At 68.5% G+C, this 25967-nt stretch carries 24 protein-coding genes; 14 read left to right on the forward strand and 10 right to left on the reverse strand.

Translation table 11 applies throughout. From position 1 onward, the window contains the following. Window positions 1–44: 44 nt before the first annotated feature. Together H507_RS0100835 and H507_RS0100840 are read right to left on the reverse strand one after the other, a co-directional pair. Entirely contained in the window at window positions 45–554 is a 510-nt protein-coding gene (locus H507_RS0100835) for an FBP domain-containing protein (protein WP_022908826.1), read from the reverse strand. A 109-nt stretch (window positions 555–663) separates the two neighbouring features. Further along, entirely contained in the window at window positions 664–1536 is an 873-nt protein-coding gene (locus tag H507_RS0100840) for a hypothetical protein (RefSeq protein ID WP_022908827.1), read from the reverse strand. 316 nt (window positions 1537–1852) lie between these two features. Here H507_RS0100840 and H507_RS0100845 point away from each other — a divergent pair, with 316 nt between their 5' ends. Next, window positions 1853–3139 (forward strand): citrate synthase, encoded by a 1287-nt coding sequence (locus H507_RS0100845; protein ID WP_026377582.1) that lies wholly within the window; start codon window positions 1853–1855, stop codon window positions 3137–3139. Window positions 3140–3260: 121 nt separating this feature from the next. Here H507_RS0100845 and H507_RS0100850 read toward each other — a convergent pair whose 3' ends face one another. The 4 genes from H507_RS0100850 to H507_RS0100865 all read right to left on the reverse strand — a co-directional run bounded on the left by H507_RS0100850 (window position 3261) and on the right by H507_RS0100865 (window position 7343). Continuing rightward, window positions 3261–4010 (reverse strand): FAD:protein FMN transferase, encoded by a 750-nt coding sequence (locus tag H507_RS0100850; RefSeq protein ID WP_051139590.1) that lies wholly within the window; start codon window positions 4008–4010, stop codon window positions 3261–3263. An 18-nt stretch (window positions 4011–4028) separates the two neighbouring features. Further along, window positions 4029–4607: an FMN-binding protein gene (locus H507_RS0100855; protein WP_022908830.1), complete on the reverse strand. Its 579-nt coding sequence runs from the start codon at window positions 4605–4607 to the stop codon at window positions 4029–4031. Beyond that, entirely contained in the window at window positions 4604–6049 is a 1446-nt protein-coding gene (locus H507_RS0100860; RefSeq protein WP_026377584.1) for a ferredoxin reductase family protein, read from the reverse strand. Before H507_RS0100860 ends, H507_RS0100855 begins: the two co-directional genes overlap by 4 nt. A gap of 682 nt (window positions 6050–6731) precedes the next feature. Next, window positions 6732–7343, reverse strand: a complete 612-nt coding sequence (locus H507_RS0100865) for a winged helix-turn-helix transcriptional regulator (protein ID WP_169512667.1) — start codon at window positions 7341–7343, stop codon at window positions 6732–6734. A gap of 218 nt (window positions 7344–7561) precedes the next feature. Between H507_RS0100865 and H507_RS13785 the strand changes: the two genes are divergently transcribed. Together H507_RS13785 and H507_RS0100875 are read left to right on the forward strand one after the other, a co-directional pair. After that, on the forward strand, window positions 7562–9523 hold the full coding sequence (locus H507_RS13785; RefSeq protein ID WP_022908833.1) for a penicillin-binding transpeptidase domain-containing protein: 1962 nt from the start codon (window positions 7562–7564) through the stop codon (window positions 9521–9523). Between the two features lie 25 nt (window positions 9524–9548). After that, a complete protein-coding gene (locus H507_RS0100875) occupies window positions 9549–10319 on the forward strand; it encodes an SIR2 family NAD-dependent protein deacylase (RefSeq protein WP_022908834.1) in 771 nt (256 codons plus the stop codon). A 68-nt stretch (window positions 10320–10387) separates the two neighbouring features. Here H507_RS0100875 and H507_RS0100880 read toward each other — a convergent pair whose 3' ends face one another. From H507_RS0100880 to H507_RS17055, 3 genes are read right to left on the reverse strand one after another with little or no spacing between them, the layout of a single operon-like run. Beyond that, a complete protein-coding gene (locus tag H507_RS0100880) occupies window positions 10388–11005 on the reverse strand; it encodes a DUF3618 domain-containing protein (protein ID WP_022908835.1) in 618 nt (205 codons plus the stop codon). Beyond that, the gene (locus H507_RS13790; RefSeq protein WP_022908836.1) at window positions 11005–11475 is read right to left on the reverse strand and encodes a phage holin family protein; all 471 of its coding nucleotides are present in this window, start codon (window positions 11473–11475) and stop codon (window positions 11005–11007) included. Before H507_RS13790 ends, H507_RS0100880 begins: the two co-directional genes overlap by 1 nt. Beyond that, the gene (locus H507_RS17055; RefSeq protein WP_022908837.1) at window positions 11472–12269 is read right to left on the reverse strand and encodes a hypothetical protein; all 798 of its coding nucleotides are present in this window, start codon (window positions 12267–12269) and stop codon (window positions 11472–11474) included. The genes H507_RS13790 and H507_RS17055 overlap by 4 nt, the downstream gene beginning before the upstream one ends. A 354-nt stretch (window positions 12270–12623) precedes the next feature. Here H507_RS17055 and H507_RS13800 point away from each other — a divergent pair, with 354 nt between their 5' ends. From H507_RS13800 to H507_RS0100915, 5 genes are all read left to right on the forward strand, one after another. Then, window positions 12624–14039, forward strand: a complete 1416-nt coding sequence (locus H507_RS13800) for a type 2 periplasmic-binding domain-containing protein (RefSeq protein ID WP_022908838.1) — start codon at window positions 12624–12626, stop codon at window positions 14037–14039. Then, window positions 14036–14965 carry a carbohydrate ABC transporter permease gene (locus H507_RS0100900; RefSeq protein ID WP_022908839.1) on the forward strand — a complete coding sequence of 310 codons (930 nt, stop codon included), beginning with the start codon at window positions 14036–14038 and terminating at the stop codon, window positions 14963–14965. Before H507_RS13800 ends, H507_RS0100900 begins: the two co-directional genes overlap by 4 nt. Beyond that, window positions 14962–15837: a carbohydrate ABC transporter permease gene (locus tag H507_RS0100905; RefSeq protein ID WP_022908840.1), complete on the forward strand. Its 876-nt coding sequence runs from the start codon at window positions 14962–14964 to the stop codon at window positions 15835–15837. The genes H507_RS0100900 and H507_RS0100905 overlap by 4 nt, the downstream gene beginning before the upstream one ends. Before the next feature lie 41 nt (window positions 15838–15878). Then, window positions 15879–16751, forward strand: a complete 873-nt coding sequence (locus H507_RS0100910; protein ID WP_022908841.1) for a mechanosensitive ion channel family protein — start codon at window positions 15879–15881, stop codon at window positions 16749–16751. Between the two features lie 62 nt (window positions 16752–16813). Beyond that, on the forward strand, window positions 16814–17407 hold the full coding sequence (locus H507_RS0100915) for a nucleotidyltransferase domain-containing protein (RefSeq protein WP_022908842.1): 594 nt from the start codon (window positions 16814–16816) through the stop codon (window positions 17405–17407). A gap of 34 nt (window positions 17408–17441) precedes the next feature. Here the strand turns inward: H507_RS0100915 and H507_RS13805 are convergent, their stop codons facing one another. Continuing rightward, a complete protein-coding gene (locus H507_RS13805; protein WP_022908843.1) occupies window positions 17442–18581 on the reverse strand; it encodes a glycerate kinase in 1140 nt (379 codons plus the stop codon). Window positions 18582–18656: 75 nt separating this feature from the next. Here H507_RS13805 and H507_RS0100930 point away from each other — a divergent pair, with 75 nt between their 5' ends. The 6 genes from H507_RS0100930 (at window position 18657) to H507_RS0100955 (ending at window position 25967) form a co-directional block, all read left to right on the forward strand. Further along, complete coding sequence (locus H507_RS0100930) at window positions 18657–20177, forward strand: CCA tRNA nucleotidyltransferase (RefSeq protein WP_022908844.1); 1521 nt, start codon at window positions 18657–18659, stop codon at window positions 20175–20177. 26 nt (window positions 20178–20203) lie between these two features. Continuing rightward, window positions 20204–22282: a DUF6049 family protein gene (locus H507_RS0100935; RefSeq protein WP_169512668.1), complete on the forward strand. Its 2079-nt coding sequence runs from the start codon at window positions 20204–20206 to the stop codon at window positions 22280–22282. Between the two features lie 64 nt (window positions 22283–22346). Beyond that, a complete protein-coding gene (locus H507_RS0100940; RefSeq protein ID WP_022908846.1) occupies window positions 22347–24377 on the forward strand; it encodes a protein kinase family protein in 2031 nt (676 codons plus the stop codon). Further along, complete coding sequence (gene sigM / locus H507_RS13810; protein ID WP_022908847.1) at window positions 24374–24958, forward strand: RNA polymerase sigma factor SigM; 585 nt, start codon at window positions 24374–24376, stop codon at window positions 24956–24958. Before H507_RS0100940 ends, sigM begins: the two co-directional genes overlap by 4 nt. Before the next feature lies 1 nt (window position 24959). Beyond that, on the forward strand, window positions 24960–25571 hold the full coding sequence (locus H507_RS0100950; protein ID WP_022908848.1) for a hypothetical protein: 612 nt from the start codon (window positions 24960–24962) through the stop codon (window positions 25569–25571). A 138-nt stretch (window positions 25572–25709) separates the two neighbouring features. Beyond that, entirely contained in the window at window positions 25710–25967 is a 258-nt protein-coding gene (locus H507_RS0100955; RefSeq protein ID WP_022908849.1) for a hypothetical protein, read from the forward strand.

The raw sequence follows: 25967 nt of genomic DNA on the forward strand, positions 1-25967 counted from the left end.
CGCCGCCTCGACCACCACCCCCCTCCGGCAGGACGCGAGGGAGGTCACTCCTGCGCGAGCCGCTCCACGAACTCCGTGAGGTTGCTGCGCAACCTCATCACCTTGACCTCGCGGGTGATCGTCTCGTGGGGCTGCACCCGGGCCGGTTGCCGCAGGCCGCGCACGTACAACGAACAGCCGAGGTCGGCGCACAGGTAGTTGCCGCGGGAGTTGCCGGCACGACCGGCCGCGCCGGGTCGGGCCGCCGTCATCAGCGCAACGTCGGAGCTGGAGTGCACCGTGAGGCACAGGGAGCACATGCTCTGCCGCTTGACCCCCGACCCCTTGCTCGCCCGCAACACGAACCCGATCGGTTCGGAATCGTCCTCGGAACCGTGGACCGGGCGCTCGGTGACCAGGTACGAGGTGCCCGAGCCGCTGGGGTCGACCCAACCCAGCAGGTCGAGGTCGTCCCAGGGTTGCGCATCGAGGTCGGGCAGCGAGAGCCGCTGCGCCACCCCCTTCGAGCAGTTGACGAAGGAGGCGCGGATCTCATCGGCGGTCAGCTTCTTCACGCGGTCCAGCGTGGCACATCGCGGCAACTGAATTCCGGGTCACGGTTCGAGCTGAGCGCCCGTGTGCCTGCCACTGAGTGGGGAGCGGAGCGACCGTGACGGAACCACGTCACGGGCGGGCGAAGCTGCCCTGACCCCGGTACATCTCCACCGATTCGCGCAGCGCCTTGAGGAAGTAGGGCGGGAACTCCATGCCGTTGTGGTTGGCCCACAACAGGCGGGCCTCGAGGCGACCCAACTCACGGGCGTACAGCTCGATCTCCTGGTCGTAGCCAAGACCGACCACCACGCCGCCCATGTCGGCCTGGAACTGCTTGACGTAGTCGACGCCCACGAGCGTGAAACTCTTCGACCGCAACTGCTTCGCGAGGAACATCTGCCATGGGGCGAGCACCTGGTCCTGCACCATCTTGGTCGCAGACATCTGGTAGAAGGCGAAGTGCCCCGGTTCCTGCTGCTTGATGGGGTGGATCACGGTCCTGGCAATGGCGTGCTCCCCCATCCGGTCCAGTTCCTGGATCAGCGTCGAATAGGCGAGCACCGCTTGCCGCTCCGTCGAGGCGCCGGTGAGGTAGTAGAGGAAGCGACTCACTTCCTGGATGGGCTGCACGTGAGCCATGGCGCCCAGCAGGCGCATGCGCAACGGCACCGTCATGAAGGCCTGGGCGGGTTCGAGTCCCAGGTCGACCTGCAGTTGGTCGAGCAGGTAACCGTGCGCCATTTCCTGGTCGTACCAGACGTCCTGGTAGAAGAGACGGTCGACCTCGCTCACCTCGGGCAGGATCGTCAACAGTTCGAGCACATTGCGGTCGACCTCGAGTTCCACGCGCGCCAGGTAGTCGATCACTCCGGCGAACCGCTCCCGCACCAGGTCGGGACGATGGATCGTCCGGTCGGCGGACTCCAGGGGAATCGGCGGGTGGTTGTCACCCAGACGCAACACGTGGTCGGTCAGGGATCGTTCCGTGATCAGCTTGGCCACAGGCACACTGTGCCAGTTGCGGTGGCGGCTCTCCACACGCAGCGATGGTGCGGAAGCTCACACGCACACACCGGACGCCCTCTTGCGCTGCTCTGCCGGGTGAATGTGCTCGTCGGAACGAGCGCGGGTTCCGCACTGGGCGAACACCCACGAACGCCGTGGTCACCTGCACGGTGCCAAGCGACCACCGCCGTTGGTCACGGGTGGTCCGGGCACCTCCGCTGAGGGTAGGGTCGAATCACTGGACCACTGGCTGTCACCCGCCTCGATGATGTCGGGAGACCGGTGGTCTTCGGTTCAAGGAGGAATGGAAGCGATGCCAACACCTGCAACCCTGAAGTACGAGGGCGGCGAACTCGAGCTCGCCGGGATTGACGCAACCGCCGGGAACAACGGCTACGACATCTCAAAGGTGTTGGCCACGACCGGCAACACCACTCTCGACGTCGGATACGTCAACACCGCCTCGTGCCGTTCGTCCATCACCTTCATCGATGGCGACCAGGGCATCCTGAGGTACCGCGGCTACCCGATCGAACAGTTGGCCGAGGAGTCCACCTTCCTCGAGGTCTCGTACCTGTTGATCTACGGCGAGTTGCCCTCCCAGGAGCAGCTCGACACGTTCGCGGGCAAGATCTCGCGCCGCATGCTGCTGGACGAGCGCATGCGCGAACTGTTCCGCTGTTTCCCGCGCGGCGCCCACCCGATGCAGGTGCTGGCAGCCGGTGTGATGGCGCTCGGCTCCTTCAACCGCGACACCCTGTCGGTGGACGACCCCGAGCAGGTCGAGCAGGCAAGCCTGCGGCTGATGGGTTCCACCCCGACGTTGGCCGCCTATGCCTACAAGAGCTCGGTGGGTGAGCCCTTCCTGTACCCGCAGACGAAGCTGAACTACGTCGAGAACTACCTTCGCCTGTCGTTCGGCTCCCCCCAGGAGGAGTACGAGATCGACCCGGCAGTCGTCCGCGCGTTCGAGACCCTGTTCATCCTGCACGCCGACCACGAACAGAACTGTTCGACCTCGACCGTGCGCATGGTGGGTTCGGCCGATGCCTCGATCTACGCGTCGGTCTCGGCTGGCGTCAACGCCCTGTCGGGCCCGCTCCACGGCGGTGCCAACCAGGCGGTGCTCGAGATGCTCACCCAGTTGAAGCACCAGGGACTCGACGCCAAGACCTACGTCTCGCAGGTCAAGGACAAGAAGTCGGGCGTCAAGCTGATGGGCTTCGGTCACCGCGTCTACAAGAACTACGATCCCCGCGCCAAGATCATCAAGGGCCACGCGGACGAACTGCTGCGGGTCTCGGGCAAGTCGAATGCGCTGCTCGACATGGCACTCGAGCTGGAGGAGACGGCCCTCAAGGACGACTACTTCGTCTCACGTCGTCTCTACCCGAACGTCGACTTCTACACCGGTCTGATCTACGAGGCCATGGGCTTCCCCGCGAACTACTTCACCGCGCTGTTCGCCATGGGCCGCATGCCCGGATGGATTGCCCAGTGGCGCGAGGAGCGCAACGACCCGGCACGCAAGATCGGTCGCCCCCGACAGATCTACACCGGCGAGGTCGAGCGCAACTACGTGCCGATGTCCGACCGCTGACGCAGCTCAGCACCGGGGAACTCGTCCCCACCACGAACACCCTGTGCCCTCGGCACAGGGTGTTCGTCGGTTGAGGGTGTTCGTCGGTTCAGGGTGTTCGTCAATTCAGGGTTCTTTCGTGTCAGGCCCGGAACGCCGGAGTGGCCCAGACATCGCCGGTCTGACCGAACGCCAGCACCTCGAGCTGGTGCTCGGTCTGCATCTGCTGCAGGGTCTGGCGACCCCCCGCCATGATCGCGGTGGCAAGGACGTCGGCCGTGACGATGTCGCGGGCCTGCACCGTGACCTGTCTGAACTGGTGCTCCTGGGGCAGTCGCCAGATGTGTTCGCCTCGTAGCGCCGTGCCCGAGGTCGCGACGGCGGGCAACTCCTCGGTCAGCAGTGCCTGGCTGACCAACTGGTGCTGGTCGTCGGGGTCGACGATGCCCGCGACCCACGGCCGTCCGTCGGCGTCGTGGCCGCGTGCCACCAGGTCACCACCCACGTTCAGGCACCAGTCGGGCAGGCCCTGCAAGAGATCGGCGGCCGCGTCGATGGCGAGGGCCTTCACCACGCCGTGCAGGTCGATGGTGCCGTCAAGCCGGTACGGATGGAACGCGCCGTCGGTCAGTGTTCCCCAGTCGTGGGCCACCCAGTAGGCCGACCGGTAGGCAGGCGAGGCATCGGCGAACGCCAGCTCACGTCGGCTCACCCGACTCGCCTCTGACTGGGGCTTGTAGAGGCTGAACCGTTCGTCCATCTCGGAGAAGACCGACATCACCCGCGGGCCCAGGTTGGCCGGCAGTCCGCCGGGAGCCACCAACGACCCCACGGTGCCCATGGTCTCAAAGACGAGGCGGTCAGGGGTGGCGTGGCTCACGGACCTGCTCATGTCTGCCTTCATGTCGCCTCATTTCGCCTGGTCGAGGGCGCTCTGCAGGGATTGCAGGTAGGCCTCAGAGGTGTAGGTACCCCCCGAGATCGTGTTCACGGCGGCGGAGTTGGCGGCCAGCACCTCACTGCGGAGCATCGGCACGGCCTGCTCGTCGATGCGGATGGAGTGGTGGTCGCCATCGGAGGAGACCTGTTCGGACAGGCCCGAGATCCTTCCGCCCGAGACGGTCACGGTGACGGTGACCGATCCGTACTGGTGGTTGATCGTCTGACCGGTGTAGGTCCCGTCCTTCAGCCCGGACGAGGGAGTGCTCGCCTGACCGCTCGCGGACGGGGCGCTGGAACTCGGTGCTGCCTGGCTCGTCGTCGACTGGTCCCCCGACTGCCCCGTGGAGCCGGACCTGCCGGTCTGACCCGCCCCCGTCGCGCCGGATCCAGTGCTGCCGGACTGGGTCGTGGTCGACTGGGTGGTCGACTGGGTGGTCGACGGCTGGCTGGCACCCAGGGTCTGTGAGTTGACGGTGCCGATGTTCCAGCCGAGCGCGAGAACCCCCGCCCCGGCCGTGACGGCTGCGATGGTTGATCGAGTACTCACCAGGAGAACCTTTCGTGGTGGATGTGGTCGGCATCGAGGCCTGCCTGCATGGCTTCCTCGGTCAGGGCGTCGGCCCAGGCCTGGGGTCCGCAGATGTAGAGGTCGGCCTGGGCGATCCAGCCGACGACGTGGGCCAGGTGCAGGGGACCCGCGCTGGCGGGGGCCCAGCTGCCCCCGCGTGATCCCGTGAGCACCACCAACTGGGCGCCCTTGGCGCGGCACAGCCGGTCGAACTCGGCGAGGTGGACCAGGTCGTCCTGGCGAGAGCCCCGGGCGATCACGACCGCCCGGCCCGGCTCGACCTCCATGCCCTCCAGCAACGACTTCAGCGGGGCCAGTCCGACTCCGGCACCGGCGAGCACGACCGGGACGCGGGTGCGCACGTCCGGCGTGAGCAGCCCGAAGGGTCCCTCGACGCTCACCCTCGTACCCAGGCGAACCGCAGCCAGGGAGCGAGTGCCGGTACCCAGTCCACGAACGGTGATGCTGAGGCTTCGTCCGTCGGGCGCGGCCGACAGCGAGAACGGGTGGGCGTGCCACCACAGCCCCGGTGCCCAGAAGCGCCAGCTGAGGAACTGGCCCGGGCGCGCCCCCAGGTGGTCAAGGTTGCGGCCGGTCATGGTGATGCAGACGGAGTCGCGGCTGACGGGGCGAACCGAGGCGACGCGCAGTCCGTGCTCGAGTGAGCCGACCAACGGACGGACCACCCGGAAGGCCACCAGCGCCGCCGCGGTGGCACTCAGCAGCAGCACCCAGTAGTCGCGGACGACACCGCCGGCCAACAGTCCGCCCGTCGTGAACTGGTGGGGGATGGCCAGCCCGATGGCGGCGTAGCTGGTGACGTGGACGACATGCCACACCTCGCGGGGGATGAGGCGCCGGGCGGCCGGGACGGACGTGAGTCCCACCAGTGCGGCGACGCCCGTGCCGACGATGGCCAGCACGACGTCGGGGGTGCTCCACAGGTCGGAGATCCCACCCGACCAACTGCCGGCCGTCACCGACCAGGCGGCGGTGAGGAAGAAGATGTGCAGGCCGAGGGTGATGAAGGTACTGGGCCCGAGCCGCCTGTGCAGCTCGAGCGCCCCGTCGTGACCGATCGCTCGGTCGACGAACGGGATCCGCGCGGCCAGCAGCAACATCAGCACCATCAGGGTCATGGCGACCAGACCTGCGATGGCGCCCAGACTGGTGAGCGCCTTGGCGATGCTGCCGAACCCGTAGTCCGATCGTCCGGCCAGGAAGACAGCCACGGACGCGGCGATCAGCACCCACCCGGTGACGGTGACCAGATCGGCCCTGGCCCGACGCAGCCAGCTGCGCCGGCGGGCACCGGGGAGGCTGGCCCCGTCTGACCGCCCCCAGGAGGGGCGGGGAGCGGCGGGCACCCGACCCTGACGCGGGGGCGCCTGCTGTGAGGAAGGACGAACGGTGACTGACATGACTCGAGTTGACGCCCGTTGGCTGTGCGCGGGCTGTGTGTCAGCCGTGGGCGGCCTTCGAAGCCTGCGATCGGACGACGCGCAGGTGCGGACGAAGGCAGTGCGCGATGTCGTGCATCGCCGTCTGGGCGAGCGTCGTCAACGCCTCCGGAGCGATGCGAAGGAAGGGGCTCCCGCCGGGCCCTGAATGGCCTCCACGCCATTGGTGGTGCGCGGCCGACAAGGGGTCGTGTCCCCGCCGATCGGAAACATGTCCGCGTAGCGGAAAGTGGTCGCGATGGCAGGCATCAACCGGTTCCCCGGGTTGCCAGCGGTCACCAGTCGACACCCGGCGCGCGAGCCGCTGTCAGCCCCTCACGGTGCTCGCGGAACCCATCGGGCGGGTCACCGGCGGACATCAGTACCCGGGCATGTGGGAACCCGGACCACGAGCATTTGGGGGGATGCGCAAAATGGGGGGATGCGCGCGCTGTGATCCGGGTTCGACAACCATGTTAGGTGACACTTGCCCCGTTCGCGAACCCAGTCCCACCACCCCACTCTCTGAAAGAAGATGAAAGAAGTCTCACAAGGGGGGATGTGGTTGTGGAATTGGTCACATTCGCTTGAATCTCCGTGATCCAGCCGTGATGTGACCGTTTCGGGGCGCGCCGGGGCCGCCGGAGCTGGCATTTCGCAGGGGTCAGGCGCCGAGCCGATAGCCCAGCCCGCGCTGGGTGAAGATGACTCGCGGACCGTGCGCCTCGAGGCGACGGCGCAGCGACGAGAGGTGCACCTCGACGAGGTTCTGCCCGTACCCCTCGTATCCCCAGACGGCAGACATCAACTCCCCCTTGGACACCGTCAGCCCCGGGGTGCGTGCCAACCGCCACAAGAGTTTGCGCTCCGTCTCGGTGAGGGCCACCTCGGAACCGTCGCGGAGCACCCGGTGGGCACCGGGTTCGATCACGAGGTCGTCGACCGTCACGGCCGATCCCGAGTCCCCGTCCAACAGCTGGGCGACTCGCTCCACCATCGCCGCGGCCTCGAGCGAACGAGGCAGGTGAAGGTCTGCTGGCACCCTGGTGGCCCGGGAGCGGCCGGACGTCTTGCCCACGACCAACACCCTGACAGCGGTCTCGCCGCGCGCAGCCTTGAGTGCGGCGACGTCCGCCTCGGGCAGCGCGCCTTCGACGACGAGCACCTCGGGACGAAGGGCTTGGAGGGCCGGCAACAAGGGGCTGCCATCTGCCAGCCCGTGCGCCTGGTGCCCGTGGGAGCGCAGGCTGCTCACGAGGGCGCGACGATTTGCCATCGTGTCCCCCACCACCAGTACCCGCCCCACGGGGTACATCTTGCTCCTGTTGGGGCCATCACACCAGTGCCTGTTTTCGTGCTCACTAGGCATGGCGACCCGAACCGGTGTGACTGGGGCGGCTCCGGCCCCCCTGAGCGGAAATCGATGGCCACAGGGGCCGGGGAGAGTTGTCGGAGGGGGCGGCTATTGTCGACCGCAACGAGAGGATGCCAGCGATGCCCGACACCCCCCGAGCGCTCGGCGCAGCCCTTCGACCGGCTGTCGTCTGTCTGCTCGCCGTGACAGTCAGCCTGGCTGGGTGCAGCACAGTGCCGTCCTTCAAACCGAACCCCAGTCCCACCGCGGCACAGGCGACTCCCTACCAGGGCCCGGTCGCCGATCAGACGGTGACGGCGCTGGTGCAGGGGCTGGTGGCGGGGAATCTCGACAAGGTGCCGATCATCGGAGACGCCGCCTCTGCCAAGGGTGCGCGCGATGACTACGCGACGATCATGTCGGGCATGGACGGGCTGACTCCCTCGATCACCACCACCCCGGTGCGCTACCTGCCGGGTGGGGTCGCCCAGGTCGACCTGAAGCAGAGTTACGCGTTCGAGACCTCGAGTTGGCAGTTCACGACCACGGCGCGGCTGAACCTCAGCGAGGGCCGCTGGTTCGTCCAGTGGGACCCGAGCATCATCCACAGTGACCTGGACGAGCGGAACCGCCTGAGGCACACGCGCACCGTGCCGGGGCGCGCAGCCATCGTCGGCGCAGGCAACCAGACCCTGATGGAGGAACGCGAACTCTTCCGGGTCGGCATCGACAAGCAGAACCTGCCGGCGTCGCAGTGGGACTCCTCGGCCAAGGCGCTGGCGACCCTCGTCAATGCCAATCCAGGCGAGTTCGCCGCCCGCGTGAAGGCTGCCGGCGCCAAGGCCTTCGTCGCGGTCGCAACCCTGCGTCAGACCGACATCCCGGCCGGGATGACCGCCATCCCGGGAGCCGCGACCGTGGCGACGACCGGGGTGGTCGGGCCCAGCCGTACGTTCGCCAGGTCCATCCTGGGTGTGGTCGGCGAGGCCACCCCTGAGCAGATCAAGGCGAGCAAGGGGTTGCTGCAGGTCGGCGACCTGGTCGGGCAGAGCGGCCTGCAGCGCCGTTATGACAAGCAGTTGCGCGGGTCGGTGGGGCACGTCATCTCGTTGGTGCCCCGCAAGGGGCTGTCGACCCCGGCCCCGAGTGACAAACCGGACGTCGAGACCGACTTGTTCACCCAGGCGCAGGTGGAAGGGAAACCCTTGCAGGTCTCCCTCGACATCGATAGGCAGATGAAGGCAGAGGAGGTGCTCGCCACAGTGGCGCCGATCGCCTCGATGGTGGTCATCAAGCCATCGACCGGCGAGATCGTCGCCGCTGCCAACTCCCCTGCTGCCGGGGAGAACCCGGATGCGACCTTCGGCCGCTATGCCCCCGGCTCCACGTTCAAGGTGGTGACCGCCCTGGCCCTGCTGCGCAAGGGGTACAGCGCGGGCACTCCGGTGAACTGCTCCCCGACCGTCACGGTCAACGGTCGCGTCTTCAAGAACTACTCCGACTTCCCCGCCTCCAGGGTGGGCACCATGAGCCTGCAGGACGCCTTGGCCCTGTCGTGCAACACCGCCATGATCCGTGCCTACACCAAGCTCGGGCCCGGCGACCTGGCCCAGGCCGCCTCGAGTCTGGGGCTCGGGAAGGACTACGACGCAGGCTTCTCGTCCTTCTTCGGGTCGGTGCCACAGGCGCCGAACCTGACCACCAAGGCGGCCGACATGATCGGCCAGGGACAGGTCGAGGCCTCACCGATGGCCATGGCGGGGTTGGCAGCCTCGGTCTCGGCCGGACGGACCACGATCCCGTGGCTGGTGGCGACCAGCAAGCCGCGCCCCGCCGCTCCTCCGCTCACCAGTGGCGAGGCCGCCCAACTGCGCCAGATGATGCAAGCTGTCGTGTCGAGTGGCACCGCGCACGGCCTGCAGGGTCTGATGCTGGGTGCCAAGTCGGGCACGGCGGAGTACGGCTCCGCCAAACCCCCCAGGACACACGCCTGGATGATCGCCTACAACTCCAAGGACCTGGCGATCGCGGTCATGGTGGCCGACGGGGAGTCGGGTTCGAAGAGTGCGCTCCCCCTGATCAAGGCCTACCTGGCCCCCTGACCGCCCGACCCTCGATGGAGGACCCATGCATCTGGCATCCGTGGACGAGGTACGCGAACGACTGGACGCCGCCTCACGCATCGTGGTGCTGACCGGCGCCGGCATCTCGACAGCGGCTGGGATCCCCGACTTCCGCGGCCCCCAGGGCCTGTGGACCCAGGACCCGGACGCCGAACTCGTCTCGACACTCTCGTACTACCTCGAGGACGAGGATGTCCGGCGGACCGCTTGGCAGCGCCGCTTGGCCCAGGCGGCGGACCACCACCAGCCGACCGACGCCCACCGTGCCCTGGTGGCACTCGAGCACCAGGGCCGTTTGTCAGGGGTCGTGACGCAGAACACCGACGGTCTCCACCTCGACGCCGGTCACAGCCCGGCGGTGGTGCACGAGATCCACGGTTCGGCGCGAACCTGCAGGTGTGAGCGGTGCGGACACCGGCAGCCCATGGCACAGGTGCTGGCCCGCGTGGGCGCAGGCGAGGCGGACCCCCATTGTCAGCAGCCCGAGGGACGGGGGACCTGTGACGGCATCCTTCGGGCCACGGTGGTGCTCTTCGGGGAGATGCTCGATCCGCACGTGCTGCAGGCGTGCGTCGACGCCGTGGAGCGATGCGACCTGCTGGTTGCGATCGGCTCGACGCTCGCCGTCAACCCGGCAGCTGCGCTGGTGCCCTTCGCCATCGGGAACGGGGCGCGGGTCGTGATCGTGAACAATGCGGAGACCGAGCACGACGACCTCGCGCACGACGTGCTCCGCGGAGACATCCAGGACCTGGTGCCGCGCCTCGTGCGGTGACCCCCGGGGAACCGCCGTCCAACAGCGCTCGACGGGCCGGGGCCGCGCCCCGGCCCGTCGTCGTGCGCTCAGCTCCCCTGGACCTCGCGAACGGTGGCGGCTGACTCCTGGGCCTGTCCCTGCACCTGCTCCTTGGCGGCCTGACCCTCGTCCTTGACGCGGTTGGCGGCGTCACCGGCACTCGCCTTCACGGAGTCGACTGCCTCCTGAGCGGGTGCCTTGAGGTTCTGGGCCACATCCTTGGCGGCCTGCACCGCCTTCTCCTTGAGCGGCTCGACCTCATCCTGCAGGTGGGACACCGCCCGCTGCTCCTTCTCGGACGCAGGCACGAGGGACGACACGAGCAGACCCACCCCAAAGGCGACCAGACCTGCCGCCAGCGGATTGCCGCGTGCCTTGCGCTTCACGACGGAAGGCGCATGTGAGACGCGGTCGCCCATGTCGGAGAGGGTCTCGGACGCGCCCTCCTTGAGGTCACCGACCCGACCACCGTCATGGGGGTCGTCGGGAGATCCCATGATGGCGTCGCGAGCGCCGCTGACCGCCCCCTTCACCCGTTCCACCTGCCGGTGGGCCACGTTTCGGGGGTCGGCGGTGTCGACCAGCGCGTCGACGTTGTGGCTCAACTCCGAGCGGGTCTGGTCGATGTCGGATCGAATCTGGTCTGGATCATTGTTGATGGTCATCACATCTCCTGTCCTTGGCCCTTGATGGCGCCCGGTACCTTGCTCAATGTTTCGGTGGTCTGTTCCAGTCCCCGAATGCGTGCGAATTCGTGTTTGCCCTTCAGGAACAAAACTCCGGCGACAATGGCCCACACGATCGCAACGATCAATGCTGACCATTCCTTGCCCATGAACTGGCCCAGTCCCCACCATGCACTGGTCGAGACGAACCCGAGGAACATCAGGCCGCCGATGCCTGCGCCGGCGAAGAGGCCGATGCCCTTTCCTGCTTGGGTTCCGGACTGGCGAACCTCCGCCTTGGCCAAGGCCACTTCCTGACGCATCAGCGTGGACAGATTGCTCGCGACGTCGCCGAGCACCTCCCCGAGGCTGCGGCCGTCGTCGGTCTCGAGCGCGGGCCTGCGGCCCTGGTAACCCTCGCGCACCGCGTCGGTCACCGAGCCGCCCGACGGATTGAACTCCTCGCTCATCGCAGCCCCCCTCCCGGCCCGACCGGCTGGTCGGTGGTCAGGAATCCAGCCCCTCCCACCGGTTCGGGAGCGAAGGGAGCCGACTCCCTGACTGCCGGGTACTCCGACCTGCGCGCCTCGACGGCGCGCGCGCCATCACCGGAATCAAGGCTGGTGTTGGCCGCGACCGCACCTCGGGTCAGCCGGCCGGCAACCACCCCCGCGAGACCGCACAGGGCCAGGAAGGTGACGGGCTTGCGTCGGGCGAAAGAGGTCACCTCTGCCAGCACGTCGGCCGGTTCGCGCGTCTCGAGCCACTCGGCCGCCCTGCTCCCCTCGTGGGCAGCTTGGCGGGCGAGGCTGGTGAGCGGCCCGCTCTCGGTCGACCCTGTCGCCATCCCGTGCATCTCCCGGGTCAGCGAGCGGAGCCCGGAGGCGAGGCTCTGCTGTTGGGTGCCCGCCTGCTCGCTGAGCTGCTGGGTCAGGGAGTCGAGCAGGTTCTTGGCGTGGTCCCTGGCTTCTGCTGCGACGTGGGCGGCTTCCGAGCGGGCGGTGTCGACCACCTGGCTGCCGGCATCGACGGCCGCGTCCTTGACGCGAGTGGCCTCCTCCTTGCCGACCTGCGTCGTCGAACGATCATCAGTGGTCCGATCCTGCGAACTGCCTGCGGGAGCTCCGGTGGCCGTTGTCGGCCACGCTCCACCATCGCCGCGGCTGGCTTCGGTCTGGACGAAGTCGCTGTCGGCGGTCGGGAATGGCTCCTCAGGTGCCCACTGGGTGTAGGCGGGATCGTTGTCTCGTGGGGTGTGTGTCATGGTGCAGCTCCTCGTTGCTCGCGGTCATCGATCCGGAGTCGGATGACCCGGAATCACAGCGTGAACAGCTGTCTCTCCACGGTAGGCACAAATGCGGCCAATGGGCGCGTTCACCGATTTTGAGTCCAAAAGGGTGGATGGGGACCTGCCACTTCACCCTTTTGGATGATTCATCGCGCCGCCATCGAGGCGTAGCTTCCGAACAAGTCACTCCCACGGATCGGTCACTGCTGACCGACCCCTCGGGGCGTCAGAGCGCTGCTCATGTTGCCACCTGCAAGGAGGAATTCCATGTCCGGAATCAGACAGGTCGATCGGCGAGGTTCGAGCACCCCGGTCCGAGGAGGGGACCGCGTGGGTGCAGGGCGCCTCGCCGTCCTGGGGGTGGCCGGGGCCATCGGGTTGAGCGTGGTCCTCGCCGCCTGCAACCCGGCGGCCAGCCGACCGGAAGCCGGATCCACGGGGTCCAGCACCGCAGCGAGCGGCTCGAGCACCGGGCCCTTCACCAAGCAGCCGAACGGCAGTTTGCGGATCAGCGGCTTCAACCCGTCCGATGAGGTGGGCAAGTCGCGCAGCGACTACGCCGCCTCCCAGTCCGCCGGTGTCAAGGTCAGTCAGGACACCACGAACTTCGATCCGCAGAAGTTCACCGCCCAGGTCGCGTCGGGCAACGTGCCGGATCTGATCCAGGCCGATCGTGCGATCATCGCCACCTTGGCCGACAAGAAGCTGGTGATGCCGCTCGACCAGTGCTACTCCGTGTGGGGCGTGAAGCCGACCGAGCAGTACTACCCCGCCGCGATCGACGACCTCACCTACCAGGGCAAGGTCTACGGCATCCCGCAGTTCTTCCAGGCCAGCATCATCATCGGCAACGACACGGTCCTCGGCCAACACGGCCTCAAGGTCAGCGACCTGGACACCTCTGACCCGGAGGGACTGGTGAAGGCCGCGGCCACCATGACCAAGAAGCAGGGCAACAAGCTGACCACGGAGGGGTTCGAGGGTGACATCCCCGGCAGCGCCGCCCTGTGGCTCAAGGTCTTCGGCGGGGGGATGTACGACAAGGACGGCAAGCCCACCCTCGACACTCCCGAGAACGAGAAGGCGCTGACCTTCATGAAGCAGCTCTCAGACGCCCAGGGCGGCTACGCCACCATCAAGTCCTTCAAGGATGCCCAGGACGTCTTCGGGGACAACAACGCCTACGTCGCCAACCAGGTCGGGGCCCAGGTGTGGGCCCAGTGGTACGTGAACGTGCTCACCAACACCAAGGACAAGGTGAAGATCTCGGGACAGGTGATCAAGGACAACCAGGGCAAGCCGCTGGGATTCGCCGGCGGGTCGGCCTTCGCCATCCCGAGCAAGGCGAAGAATCCCTCGGCCGCCTGCGCCTGGGCGGTCAATGCCACCTCGACCAAGGCGTGGGACGCAGCCGCGCAGGCGAGACTGCAGACGGTGAAGGAGAAGAAGGGGCTGTTCACGGGCCTGTTCACCGGCTCCCCCGTGGCTGACCAGCAGATCCGCTCCGCCTACGTGAAGCCCACGGGCAACGCCGGCTTCGACCAGACCATCGAGACCACCTACGCCGCGCTCGAGAACACCGTCTCGACGGGCTCCTCGCCGGTGGGGCAGCAGGCGTCCAATGCGCTGAGCAATGCCGTCCAGAGCGCCCTCACCGGTTCGGCCTCACCGTCGGCAGCACTCAAGCGGGCCCAGTCGACGGCGATGGAGGCGTGGGCCCAGTCCGCAGCAGGCAAGGGCAAGTGAGCACCACCGCCAAGCGACGACGGCGGGAGACGTACCAGTGGCGTGAGGCTGTGGCCGGCTACCTGTTCATCCTGCCCTGGCTGATCGGCCTGGCCGTGTTCACCGTCCTGTCGATGGGCTGGAGCCTCAGGCTCAGCTTCCAGCACTACGACCTGGCCACCGCCACGGGCACGTCGGCAGGACTCGACAACTACCGCCAGTTGGTCGGCAACCCGCGGGTGGCGACGGCCCTGGGCAACACCTTCACCTACGCCCTGATGGCGGTACCCGTCGACATCTGCTTCGCGCTGCTGTTGGCCATGCTCCTGAGTCATCAGCGTCGGTTCACCGGTCCCTTCCGGGTCATCTACTACCTGCCGAAGATGACGCCCCCGGTTGCGACGGCGGCGGTGTTCCTGCTGCTGCTCAACGGCCAGTACGGGGCCATCAACCGCTTCCTCGGCTGGTTCGGCGTCGACGGGCCGACGTGGCTGGTCGACCCGCACTGGGTCAAGGTGTCGATCGTCATCATGACGCTGTGGGCGGTCGGGGGCACGACGGTCATCCTGCTCGCGGCCCTGCAGAACGTGCCCCGGGAACTGTACGAATCGGCCCAGGTCGACGGCGCGAACGGCCTGGCCCAGTTCCTCAGGATCACGGTGCCGATGATCAGCCCCACCCTCTTCTTCCTCGTCATCACCAACACGATCGGGGCGTTGCAGGTGTTCGACCAGGCATACCTGCTGTTCTACCGGGACGGGAACGCGGCCGCCCCCGACGCCGCACTGTTCTACGGCGTCTACCTCTACCAACAGGCCTTCCAGCAGTTCAATTTCGGACTGGCGGCCGCCATGTCCTGGCTGCTGTTCGCCATCCTCATGGTGATCACCGCGGTGCAGCTGAAGCTGGGGAATCGCTTCGTCCACTACGAGGGAGGCAATCGATGAGTGGGCCGGGGCTGAGCCCTTGGTCGGCTCTGGGACGCCGCTCCGCGGGGGTCGTCCGCCTCGTCCTGCTGCTGGCCTTCGCCGCGATGTTCCTCTACCCGTTCGCCTGGCTGTTGTCTGCGTCGCTGAAGCCGCGAGGTCAGGTGTTCGACAACCGGATCCCTCCTCGTACCTGGGTCTTCGGCAACTACGTGGAGGTCTTCCACCAGCTTCCGCTGTTGGCCTGGGTGTTCAACTCCGTGCTCATCGCCGTGCTCGCCGCCACCTTGGTGACGCTCTCCAGTTCTGCGGTGGCCTTCGGCTTCGCCTACTTCCGGTTCCCGGGACGCAAGGTGCTGTTCGGTCTGCTGCTGGCGACCATGATGCTGCCCGGCGCCGTCACCCTGATCCCCAACTACCTGATCTGGAAGTGGCTGGGCTGGTTGGGCACGAACGTCCCCCTGTGGGGAGGCACTCTGTTCGGCTCGGCGTTCTACATCTTCTTGATGAGGCAGTTCTTCCTCGGAGTCTCACGAGACCTGTTCGAGGCGGCCCGGGTCGACGGTTGTTCCTACTTCGGCCTGTTCTGGCGCATCGCACTGCCGCTGGCCAAACCTTCGGCCATCATCGTGTGGCTCTTCGAGTTCCAGGCCTCCTGGAACAACTTCCAGGGCCCCCTGATCTACCTCAACTTCGGAGACCCGTCCTCGTACACCGTGCCGCTGGGCATCAGCTACGCCATGACGATGTACTCCCCCACCGCCGGCGGTCACGGCGACTACCAGTACGTGATGGTCGCCTCATTGCTGGTCACCCTGCCGATGTTGGTGATCTTCGCCTTCGCCCAGCGTCACTTCATCGAGGGGATCGCGGCAGGCGGGGTCAAGGGCTGACCGACGCCGCGTCCTTGATGCGATGCGGTTGAATGAGGCACGTGGTGCTCGAAACATGGTGGCAGGTCTCGACCGGCAAGCTGATCCAGGCGGCGGTGGTGCTGCTGGCCGCCGCACTGGTCCGTGGCCTGGCGGTGCTGGCCGTCCGCAAGTCGATCGACGGCATGGTGCAGCGCACCCAGGCGAGGCTCGAGGCACAGACGACCCGCCGCACCATCGTTCCGGCTGCGTGGACGAGCGCCCGCCAACTCGCCCGCACCCGCACGCTCGGGTCGATGCTGAGCTCGACCATCACGGTCGTGGTCGTCACCATCGCCGCCCTCACCCTGATGAGCATCTTCGGGGTGCCGATGGGGCCACTGCTCACCTCGGCCGGTGTCGGAGGAGTGGCACTGGCGTTCGGGGCCCAGTCACTCGTCAAGGACTACCTGACCGGCATCTTCCTGATCGCCGAGGACCAGTTCGGCGTCGGTGACGTGGTCACTCTCGGCGCCGTCACCGGCACCGTCGAGGAGGTGACGCTGCGGGTCACCCGCGTCCGTGACGGCAACGGGCAGGTCTGGTACGTGCGCAACGGCGAGATCGTCACCGTGGGCAACACCTCCCAGGGCTACTCCAACGCGCTGGTCGACGTCGCGGTGCACTACACCGCCCAGGCGGAGGCGGTGATCGCGATCGTCCAGTCAGTCGTCGACGAGTTCGACGCCGACGAGACCTGGTCGAAGCACCTGCTCGAGAAGCCCACGGTGCTGGGCGTGGAGTCGATCCAGGGCGAGACCATGACGATCAGGGTCGCCGCGAAGTGTCTGCCCAACGAGCAGTGGGGGGTGCAGCGAGAACTGCGTGAGCGGTCGAAGCGGGCGCTCGACGAGGCGGGGATCCGTGGCCCCGGACTCGCGTGGCCACGCCACTGAGCTTTCGGGTCGAGCGGCGTTGGGTCGAGCAGGGAACGAACCGGACCTGACAGGATGGCGCCGTGAATCACAGTGCAGACGCCGACGACAGCGACGTGACCGGCTCGGACGAGGTCACCGAGCGCTCCCAGGGCATCTCGGCCGAGGAGGTGGCAGCCATCGTCGACCACCTGGAGTCGTCCGGGGTGACCTACCAGGTCAACGGTGGCTGGGGCGTCGACGCCCTGGTCGGGCGCCAGACGCGGGAGCACTCCGATGTCGACGTGTTCGTCGACGGCCTCGCCTTCGAGCAGGTGGCCGACTGGCTGCTGGCCCGCGGTTACGTCGAGGAACAGGACTTCATGCCGGTGGCCACCTGGTTCGTGCAGGTGACCGAGGACCGCATCAACCGCGTCGACCTGCACCCGATGGTGCTGGACGACGACGGCAACGGATACCAGTCGGGCGAGCTCGACCGGTACTTCCACCACCGGGCGGACCAGCGCACGACCGGCACCATCGCCGGCAGGCCGGTCGTGGTGGGCAACCGGGAACATCTGGTCAGTCTGCGGAAGGGCTACCCGCCGCGTCCGGTCGACCTGCACGACCTGATCGAGCTCGAGAAGTTGCGCGGGCTCGAGGTCGGACGAGTCGACCTCCCGGGCCACACCGACTGACGCCGGGCCGGGGCAGTCCACACCCAGACGGTGGTCAGCCGGGGGCCAACCCGAGGTCGCGGACGATGGTGGCGGCCGCCAGCTCGAGCAGCGGTCCGGCCTCGGTGAGGCAACGCTCGAGCGAGGGTTCGAGATCGGTGAGGGCCACGGCGCGCGCGAATCCGGCCGCGCGCAGTTGGCTGTCGCTCAGCGATCGGCGTCCACTGAGCACTCCCACGGGTACGCGGTGTCGGGCGGCGAGGTCGGCCACGCCCACCGGCGCCTTGCCTGCCAAGGACTGATCGTCGAGCGACCCCTCACCGGTCAGCACCAGGTCGGCGCCCTCCACGGCCGCGTCGGCACCCGACCAGTCGAGCACCACGTCGACCCCCCGACGCATCCGCCCACCGAGCACGAGCAGGGCCCACCCCGCACCGCCGGCCGCGCCAGCCCCCGCACGCTCACGTGCGCCTCGCCCCTGCGCACCCTCCAGCAGGTCGGCCAGCCGCGCGAGCTCCTGGTCAGCGCGGTCGACGTCCTCGGTGGTCAGCCCCTTCTGCGGGCCGAACACGTGCGCCGCCCCCGAGGGGCCCAGCAGGGGGTTGTCCACGTCGCTGGCCACCACCACCTCGACCTGCCCGAGGCGCGGGTGGAGCCCGGTCGTGTCGACGCTGGCGAGCCGGGCCAATCCGTCCAGGCCAGGAGGCACCTGCCTGCCATCCTCGTCGAGGAGGTCGACTCCCAGCGCCTGCAACAAGCCCGCCCCACCATCGGTGGAGGCCGATCCACCCAGCCCGACCACGAGCTGGCTGCAGTGCGCGTCGAGGGCGGCGGCCATCACCTCGCCGAGCCCGCGGGTCGAGGAGCGTCCAGCGGCGAGAACCGTTCGCCCGTCGGGGCCCGGGGGCAGGCGCAGGAGACCGCACGCGTCGGCCAGTTCGGCGACGACCACCCCGTCACGCAGGGCGAAACCGGACTCGACCGGCTCGCCCGTGGGACCGGTGCAGGTCACGGGATGCCACTCGAAGCCGGCCGCCCGGGCGGCGTCGAGGGTGCCGTCACCCCCGTCGGCCACGGGGAGGGTCACCACGTCGGCACCCGGCAGCACCGACCGGGCACCCCGGGCCACCCGGGCATTCGCCTCGACCGCCGTCAGCGAGCCCTTGAACTTGTCCATGGCGACCACGACTCTCATGAGGTCATTCTCCCGGTTCCACCCGCCACGGGGTGATTCAGCGCCGCCGGGACGGTCGAACTAGACTTGCCCCTCGTGTCCCTCGCTCCCGCCCAGCAAGCCGCCATCGACGACCTGATCTCGTCCACACCGGTGATCAGGCGGCTGGGTGACCTGTTCGCCGCCGCGGGCCACGAGCTGTACCTGGTCGGGGGTTCGGTGCGCGACGTGCTGCTCGGGCACCTGGTCAACGACCTCGACTTCACCACCTCGGCGCGCCCCGGGCAGACCGAGAAGCTGCTCAAGCAGGTGGCCGACCACGTGTGGGACGTCGGACGCGAGTTCGGCACCATCACCGCCAGGGTCAGCGACCCGGCGGCCCCCGCCACCGCAGATCCTGCCGACCAGCCCCACGAGGCCGAGGCCGGTGCGGACCGACACTGGCTCATCGAGGTGACCACCTTCCGAGCCGACGCCTATCGCTCGGACTCGCGCAAACCGGAGGTCAACTTCGGCGACTCGATCGACGACGACCTGGTCAGGCGCGATTTCACGGTCAATGCCATGGCCATCGAGGTCTCGGACGACCACCCCACCTTCGTCGACCCGCACGGGGGACTGGCAGACCTGGCGGCGCGCCGCCTGATGACGCCGTTCGCCCCCGAGCGGTCGTTCTCGGACGACCCGCTGCGCATGATGCGCGCCGCGCGGTTCGCCAGCCAGCTGGACTTCCAGCCAGCAGGTCCGGTGATCGCGGCCATGACCAGCATGGCCGACCGCATCGAGATCATCTCGGCCGAACGTGTGCGGGACGAACTGTCTCGGCTGCTGCTCACCGCCCAGCCCGCCCGCGGTCTCGACCTGCTCTGCACCACGGGCATCGCCGACCACGTGCTGCCGGAGCTGCCGGCGCTGCGTCTGGAGGTGGACGAGCACCACCGCCACAAGGACGTCTACCAGCACTCCCTGATCGTGCTGCAACAGGCCATCGAGCTCGAGCAGGCCCGCGGCCACCGTCCCGACCTGGTCAACCGCCTGGCGGCCCTGCTGCACGACGTGGGCAAGCCGTCCACCCGGCGGTTCGAGGACGACGGCCGCGTCTCGTTCCACCACCATGACGTGGTCGGGGCGAAGCTGGTCCGCAAGCGGCTGAAGGCGCTGCGATTCTCGTCCGAGGAGGTCAAGGCGGTCTCCAAACTGGTGGAGTTGCACCTGCGCTTCCACGGTTACTCCGATGGCCTGACCGGCGAGAACGCCGGCTGGACCGACTCCGCGGTCCGGCGCTACGTGCGCGATGCCGGCGACCAGCTCGAACACCTGCACATCCTCACCCGGGCCGACTGCACCACCCGGAACCAGCGCAAGGCGACCCGGTTGCGCCGTGCGTACGACGACCTTGAGGCCCGCATCGACGACCTGTTCGCCCGCGAGGAGCTGAATGCGATGCGCCCCGACCTTGACGGCACCCAGATCATGGCGTTGCTCGACCTCGCTCCGGGCCCACAGGTCGGGCGGGCCTACCAGCACCTGCTCGACCTGCGGATCGAGAACGGTCCCCTCGGCGAGGAGCGCGCGACCGAGGAACTGCGCCGCTGGTGGGAGCAGCAGGAATCCTGACCGACCGCGGCAACTACGATGAGCGGGTGACCCGCCCCTCCAGCGCCGACGGCAGTGCCCGACGCTGGGTGAGCGCTGCTGTGGGGCTGCTGCTGGTGGTCCTCGCCACCCTCGCAGGCGCCCCGCCGGCCCATGCGGACGACCCGATCGAGGTGGCCATCACGTTGACCTCGGTCTCCCCGCAGGTGGTGCCGAAGGATCCTGCGGCCCGGATCACGATCTCCGGCGAGGTCGTGAACACCTCCAAGGTCGCGATGAAGGGGGTGCAGGTCTCGTTCTGGCGCTCCCGCGACCCCATCTCCACCACCGCGGAACTGCAGCAGGCCGCCGCCAGCCCCTGGGACGTCCCCTTCGGTGAGCGGATGGGCGTCGACGGCACCGAACCCGACCTCAACCTGTTCAACATCACCACCGAGAACGAGCCGAGCTTCGGCCCCGGCGCGAAGGCGACCTTCACCGTCAGCGCCCGGGTCGACCAACTCGACCTGGGATCAGTGAGCGCGGACGATCCCAGCGGTGGCGTGCGCCTGGTGGGGGTCCACGTGCGCGGTACGCCCGCCGGAGGCACCAACCACACCGTGGGCAGGGCGCGCGTCTTCATGCCCATGTCGGCGCCCACCTCCGTCGACCGCGCGTCCATCGTGGTGTTGACCTCGGCCCCGTCGATGTTGCCCGACGGGACCTTCACCGACACCCACCTCGCCGGCGAACTGGGCGGCCGGTTGGGTCGACTGTTGGCCGAGGCGGCGCAACCGGGCGCCACCGTGCTGATCGACCCCTCGCTGTACGACGAGTTGACGGCGATGACCTCGGAGGGCGGTTACCGCCTCTCCAGTGGGCAGGTGACCACCGAGGGGGCACAACAGGCCAGTGACTTCCTGCTCGGGTTCGGGGCGTTGCAGTCGGTCAACACGGTCTACCGCCTGCCCTTCGGCAATCCCGACCTCGCCCTCGCGCACCAGTTCGACCAACCCGAGGTGGTCAGCCGGGCGGCGGCAGCCCTGCCCGCGAACCATCCCCTCAGTGGGTTGCCGGTCGCCGTCGTCCCTGACCGCAGCGTCGACTCGTCCATCGTGTCGTTCATCGCGCCCCTGCATCCCACGTTGCTGGTGCTCCGGAACAATCCGGGGCCGGAACGCCAGCAGGTGGGCGACCTGATGGTGGTGCGCACCGACACCCGGCTGGGGTTGGGCGGACCCGGGCCAGCGCCCAGCTCCACCGATCCGCAGCGGGTGGGCCGGGCCCTGAGTGAGCTGCTGCTCGATCCCTCACCCCAGATCGTCACCCTCTCCGACCAGGTACTGCCCGCCGTCGATCGCGCCATTCGTCCGCTCTCGACGCTGGTACCCCTGACTGCCCTGGAGGAGAGCTCCGGTCGGGTCGTGTGGCCGAAGGCGGTCAAGGGCAATGTCGTCTCCGCCGACTGGTGGGCGCAGCTCGACACCACCGCACAACGGCTCACCGACGCCGGCGACCTGCGTGGTGATCTGGCCACGGGCAAGCGGCAGGCAGCGGCCGCCACCTCGCGAGCGGCCGCCTCCAGGTTCACCGCCGAGTCACGGGTGGCCTACCTCAGCGCCGTGCGCGGACTCATTCCCAGCATCGACAGCCAGAACGTGCGCATCGTCAGCGCCGAGAAGTTCGTCGTCTCCGAGGCCACCACCCGGTTGCCGATCACGGTCACCAACAACACCGACCAGCCGGTGGCGGTGCGCGTGGTCTTCATCTCCGAGAACCCACAGCGCATCTCGCTGCCTCCCACCGACGTGGTGACGGTTCCTCCCCACGGTTCGCACGCCTTCACCTTCACCGTCGAGGCCCACACCAACGGCGCCCTCACGGTCCGCGCGCGGCTCGAGACCTCGACCGGGGTGCCGGTGGGCGTCGAGCACCGATTCATCCTGACCGCCAACTCCCTGGGCCGGATCGGCTGGATCCTGATGGTCAGCTCGGGACTGGTGGTGTTGGCCGCGACCGCGCTGCGCATCCGTCAGGTGCGTGGCGAGCGCGGACGAGCCTCCCTCCCCGCAGTGGCCGGCGCACCGTCGGTGAGCGGCGAGGGGTTCGTGACCCCTCCTGACCTGGGAACACGCCCGCACCCGTGACCACCCAAACAGACCGCCGTCCAGCCATACTGGGGACGACCACTGGCAACCCGAGGACGCACCCATGACCCCACCTGACAACGCCCCCGGGCGGAGCGGGGACGGCTCCGGTGACTCCTGGGTGAGTGGGGACCGCAGCGACCAGCAGGGCTACGTGCCACCGCAGTGGGACTCATGGTCCGACCCGCCCGAGGCCTTCCCCGAGTTCACCCATCGCCCGCCCCGGGAGGGGCGCGCGCCCGATGGGGGCACGGTTCCCCCGCAGCCGGAGTCGTCGGACGATGAGGCGACCGAGGTCTTCCATGCCTTTCCCTCCCACTCTGGTCAGGGGCATCCGGGCCAGTCGCGTCCGGGCCAGGACGCGAGCGTGTTCAGCGGCACTGCGGCCACCACCGGGTCACTCGCGCAGCCTGACCCCTCGGACGAACCCACCGATCATGACCTGCCCGTGGGACTGCCCAGCGTGCGCGTGAACCAGGTGATCGCCGACCGGTACCGGCTCGAGGAGGAGCTGACCCAGCGCCACCAGACCCTGACTTGGCGCGCCTTCGACACGAAACTGTCCCGGGCGGTGCTGGTGCACGCCATCGCGGCCACCGATCCGCGCCGCCATGCCGTGCTCGAGGCGGCCCGCCGGTCGGCGATCGCCACTGATTCGCGGTTCCTGCGCGTGCTCGACGCCGTCTCGGACGATGCCCAGGACGGCACCTACATCATCTGCGAGTACGTGCCGGGGGAATCCCTCGAACGGCTGCTGGCTCAGGGACCACTGAGCGTGCTGGAGGCCGCGTGGGTCGTCCGCGAACTCGCCGATGCCCTGACCCCCATGCACGCGGCCGGTCTGTTCCACGGCATGCTCACCCCCGACACCGTGCTGGTCACGGCAACCGGCAGCGTCAAGATCGTCGGATTCCTGATCGATGCTGCCCTCGCCCCGGACGGCCATCCGACCGCCGCATGGTCGGACCGCGAGGAGGCCGATGTCAGGGCTCTGGGGCAGCTGCTGTACGCCTGCCTCGTGACCCGCTGGCCCACCATGGACGAGTCCGACCGCACGTGGTGGGGCCTGCGCGCGGCCCCCTTCGATGCGAAGGGATGGCTCACCCCCCGACAGGTGCGCGCCGGCGTCTCGCCGGCCCTCGACCAGGTCTGCGACCAGATCCTGCACGAGCGACCCAGGCTCGGCGGCGCTCCGCTGCGTTCCGCGGCCCAGGTCGACCAGGCACTCTCCCGGGTTCTCGGAACCGCGGAGGCCTCCGCCGACCTGGAGCACCGGGTACGCCACCCGCAGGCGCGCTCCGGCATCGATGACACCCTCAGCGACCTCACCGGCACCGGGCGGGTGCCGGTCGCCGCGGTCGGGGCCGCACCGACCCCGAGGTCCGCGGACACGCCCGACGAGTTGGAGGCCGGTCCGTCCACGCGTCTGCTCCCCGCCCATGACGGCGTCCACGGGCCGGACCACCCACGGACTCGTCCGTCGACCTCGCGTCCATGGCTGCGAGTACTGCTGGTGCTGGTGCTGGTCAGCGTCGTCGTGGGACTGGTCGCCGTCGCGCTCCACCGGACGGGCAAGCCGGGTGCAGGGCCGGTCACCACGCCTTCGCCCTCGGCCGCCAGGACACTGCCGATCTCCAAGGTGGACGACTTCGACCCGACCGCCGACGGCGGCAACGACGAGGAGAACCCCAACCAGGTGGCGCTGGCCTGGGACGGCAAGCCGACGACTGCGTGGACCACCCTCACCTATCGCGGGAACCCGAAGCTGGGCGGGCTCAAGCCCGGGGTCGGTCTCGTGGTCGACCTGGGACAGTCGGTCACCGTCGGCAGCGTCCGGGTCACCCTGCAGGGCAGCCCCACGGCCATCGCCGTCATGGTGCCGCAGGGCAATGCGGCCTCGGTCACCGAACCCGACATGTCGAGCGTGAAGAAGTGGCGGCAGGTGGCCGTCAACGGTGAGGCGGGAACCTCGGTGACGCTGAGCCCCAGCAAGCCGGTGACCACCCGCTTCGTGCTCGTCTACCTGACCTCCCTGCCCAAGGTGGACGCCGGGCGCTACCGGGCAGGCATCTCGGAACTCCAGGTGACCACGTGACCTCGCTGCTGCACGAACTGGCCGATGTCACCGACGCCGACCTGTTGGCCCGACACGTCGCAGGTGACGAGCAGGCCTTCGAGGTGCTGTTCACCCGACACCGTGATCGCCTCTGGGCGGTCGCGCTACGCACCATGCGCAACCCGGACGAGGCCGCCGACGCCCTGCAAGAGGCGATGATCTCGGCCTTCCGACGAGCCGACTCGTTCCGCGGACAGGCTGCGGTCACGACCTGGCTGCACCGGATCGTGGTGAATGCCTGCCTCGACCGCATGCGCCGCAACAAGGTGCGCGCCACCCAACCGATGCCGGACAATCCCGACCACGATCCCACCCTGGCCGTGGCCGGCGACCTGCAGGAAGAGTTCAGTGACAAGGAGACCGCGGCCGACGTGGCCCGAGCCCTGGCGTCGATCAATGCCGACCAACGGGCGGCGCTGGTCCTGGTCGACATGCAGGGCTACTCGGTGGACGAGGCAGCCGCCCTGCTCGGCTGCGCGCCCGGCACCGTCAAGAGTCGTTGTTCGAGGGGACGAGCCAGACTGGCTCCCCTGTTGGCGCACCTGCGCGAGGATGGCTGAGATGACCCGCCCTGACCACGATCCTGCACCCGGTTCCGGTCCGATCCCCGACCGGGACGCCGGACCCGACCGCGACCCGAAGCTGCCTTCCGGGGCGGGTGATGCAGGGCTCGCGAGTCGTCCGATCCTGGTGACCCGCACCGACCTGCTCGAGGCCGAACCGCTCCCCCCGCTCAAGAGCCCACGAGAACGCATGCTGCGGGCGCTGGTGATCGTGGTCGTCTTCGGGGTGCTCGGATTCCTCGGCGGACGTGACACCTGGTGGTTGATCTTCGCCGGGGTGGTCGTGTGGGGCATCTACTGTGCGAGCGTGTGGTGGGACGCACGAGCCTTCGTCCAGGCCAGGGGCCGCACCCTGGCCGTACGCAACCACCTACGGATGCATGAGATCGACGCCGCGGACGTCGCCGGGGTGCGCTACCAGTTCAACGGACGACGACCCGACTTCACGGTGCAGACCCGGCAGGGGAGGTCGATCTGGGTGCCCTGCTCCCGTCTGGAACGGGGCCACTCGACCTTGTTCGCATGGGTGGGATGGTTCGCCCCGACCGCGGAACTCGACCAGAAGTCGCAGCGCTACTTCGACCACCTCGTCGCCGAGAAGCTGATCTGATGCCGCCGACAGCCGGGAACCAGATGTCGGTCCGTGCTCGTCCAACAGGGCGAGACGCTGCTCCGTCCGACCCCCGGCTGGTCACCGAGGCCTCGGTGCTGGGGGCCGGACGTGGCGACGCGAACCGTCAGGAGAATCATGAGCACGAACGCTGACTGGGTCGGTGAGGTGCTGGGCGCCGAACCCACCCCGGCCATGCCGGACGAGGTGCAGGCCCGCATCGTCGCCGCCCTGCGCGACGAGGTTGCCCACCGCAACGCCGGCGAACTCGCAGCGGAGGCCAAGCAGGCCTTCGACGAGGTCGACCGCCGATCGTCCCTGGGGAGCTTCTCGCCCAATCCGCCCAGCCACTACGACAAGCCGGGGCTGGGGATGCGCGAGCTGAAGGACGCGTGA

The sequence above is a fragment of the Aestuariimicrobium kwangyangense DSM 21549 genome (assembly GCF_000421525.1).
GTDB lineage: Bacteria > Actinomycetota > Actinomycetes > Propionibacteriales > Propionibacteriaceae > Aestuariimicrobium > Aestuariimicrobium kwangyangense.

What these genes read in the sequence shown, in the direction of transcription:
- H507_RS0100845 (WP_026377582.1), top strand. Translation starts at nt 1,853, where the DNA reads ATGCCAACACCTGCAACCCTGAAGTACGAGGGCGGCGAACTCGAGCTC.
- H507_RS0100850 (WP_051139590.1), bottom strand. Translation starts at nt 4,010, where the DNA reads ATGAGCAGGTCCGTGAGCCACGCCACCCCTGACCGCCTCGTCTTTGAG.
- H507_RS0100860 (WP_026377584.1), bottom strand. Translation starts at nt 6,049, where the DNA reads ATGTCAGTCACCGTTCGTCCTTCCTCACAGCAGGCGCCCCCGCGTCAG.
- H507_RS0100865 (WP_169512667.1), bottom strand. Translation starts at nt 7,343, where the DNA reads ATGGCAAATCGTCGCGCCCTCGTGAGCAGCCTGCGCTCCCACGGGCAC.
- H507_RS13785 (WP_022908833.1), top strand. Translation starts at nt 7,562, where the DNA reads ATGCCCGACACCCCCCGAGCGCTCGGCGCAGCCCTTCGACCGGCTGTC.
- H507_RS0100875 (WP_022908834.1), top strand. Translation starts at nt 9,549, where the DNA reads ATGCATCTGGCATCCGTGGACGAGGTACGCGAACGACTGGACGCCGCC.
- H507_RS0100880 (WP_022908835.1), bottom strand. Translation starts at nt 11,005, where the DNA reads ATGACCATCAACAATGATCCAGACCAGATTCGATCCGACATCGACCAG.
- H507_RS13790 (WP_022908836.1), bottom strand. Translation starts at nt 11,475, where the DNA reads ATGAGCGAGGAGTTCAATCCGTCGGGCGGCTCGGTGACCGACGCGGTG.
- H507_RS17055 (WP_022908837.1), bottom strand. Translation starts at nt 12,269, where the DNA reads ATGACACACACCCCACGAGACAACGATCCCGCCTACACCCAGTGGGCA.
- H507_RS0100905 (WP_022908840.1), top strand. Translation starts at nt 14,962, where the DNA reads ATGAGTGGGCCGGGGCTGAGCCCTTGGTCGGCTCTGGGACGCCGCTCC.
- H507_RS13805 (WP_022908843.1), bottom strand. Translation starts at nt 18,581, where the DNA reads ATGAGAGTCGTGGTCGCCATGGACAAGTTCAAGGGCTCGCTGACGGCG.
- H507_RS0100940 (WP_022908846.1), top strand. Translation starts at nt 22,347, where the DNA reads ATGACCCCACCTGACAACGCCCCCGGGCGGAGCGGGGACGGCTCCGGT.
- H507_RS0100950 (WP_022908848.1), top strand. Translation starts at nt 24,960, where the DNA reads ATGACCCGCCCTGACCACGATCCTGCACCCGGTTCCGGTCCGATCCCC.
- H507_RS0100955 (WP_022908849.1), top strand. Translation starts at nt 25,710, where the DNA reads ATGAGCACGAACGCTGACTGGGTCGGTGAGGTGCTGGGCGCCGAACCC.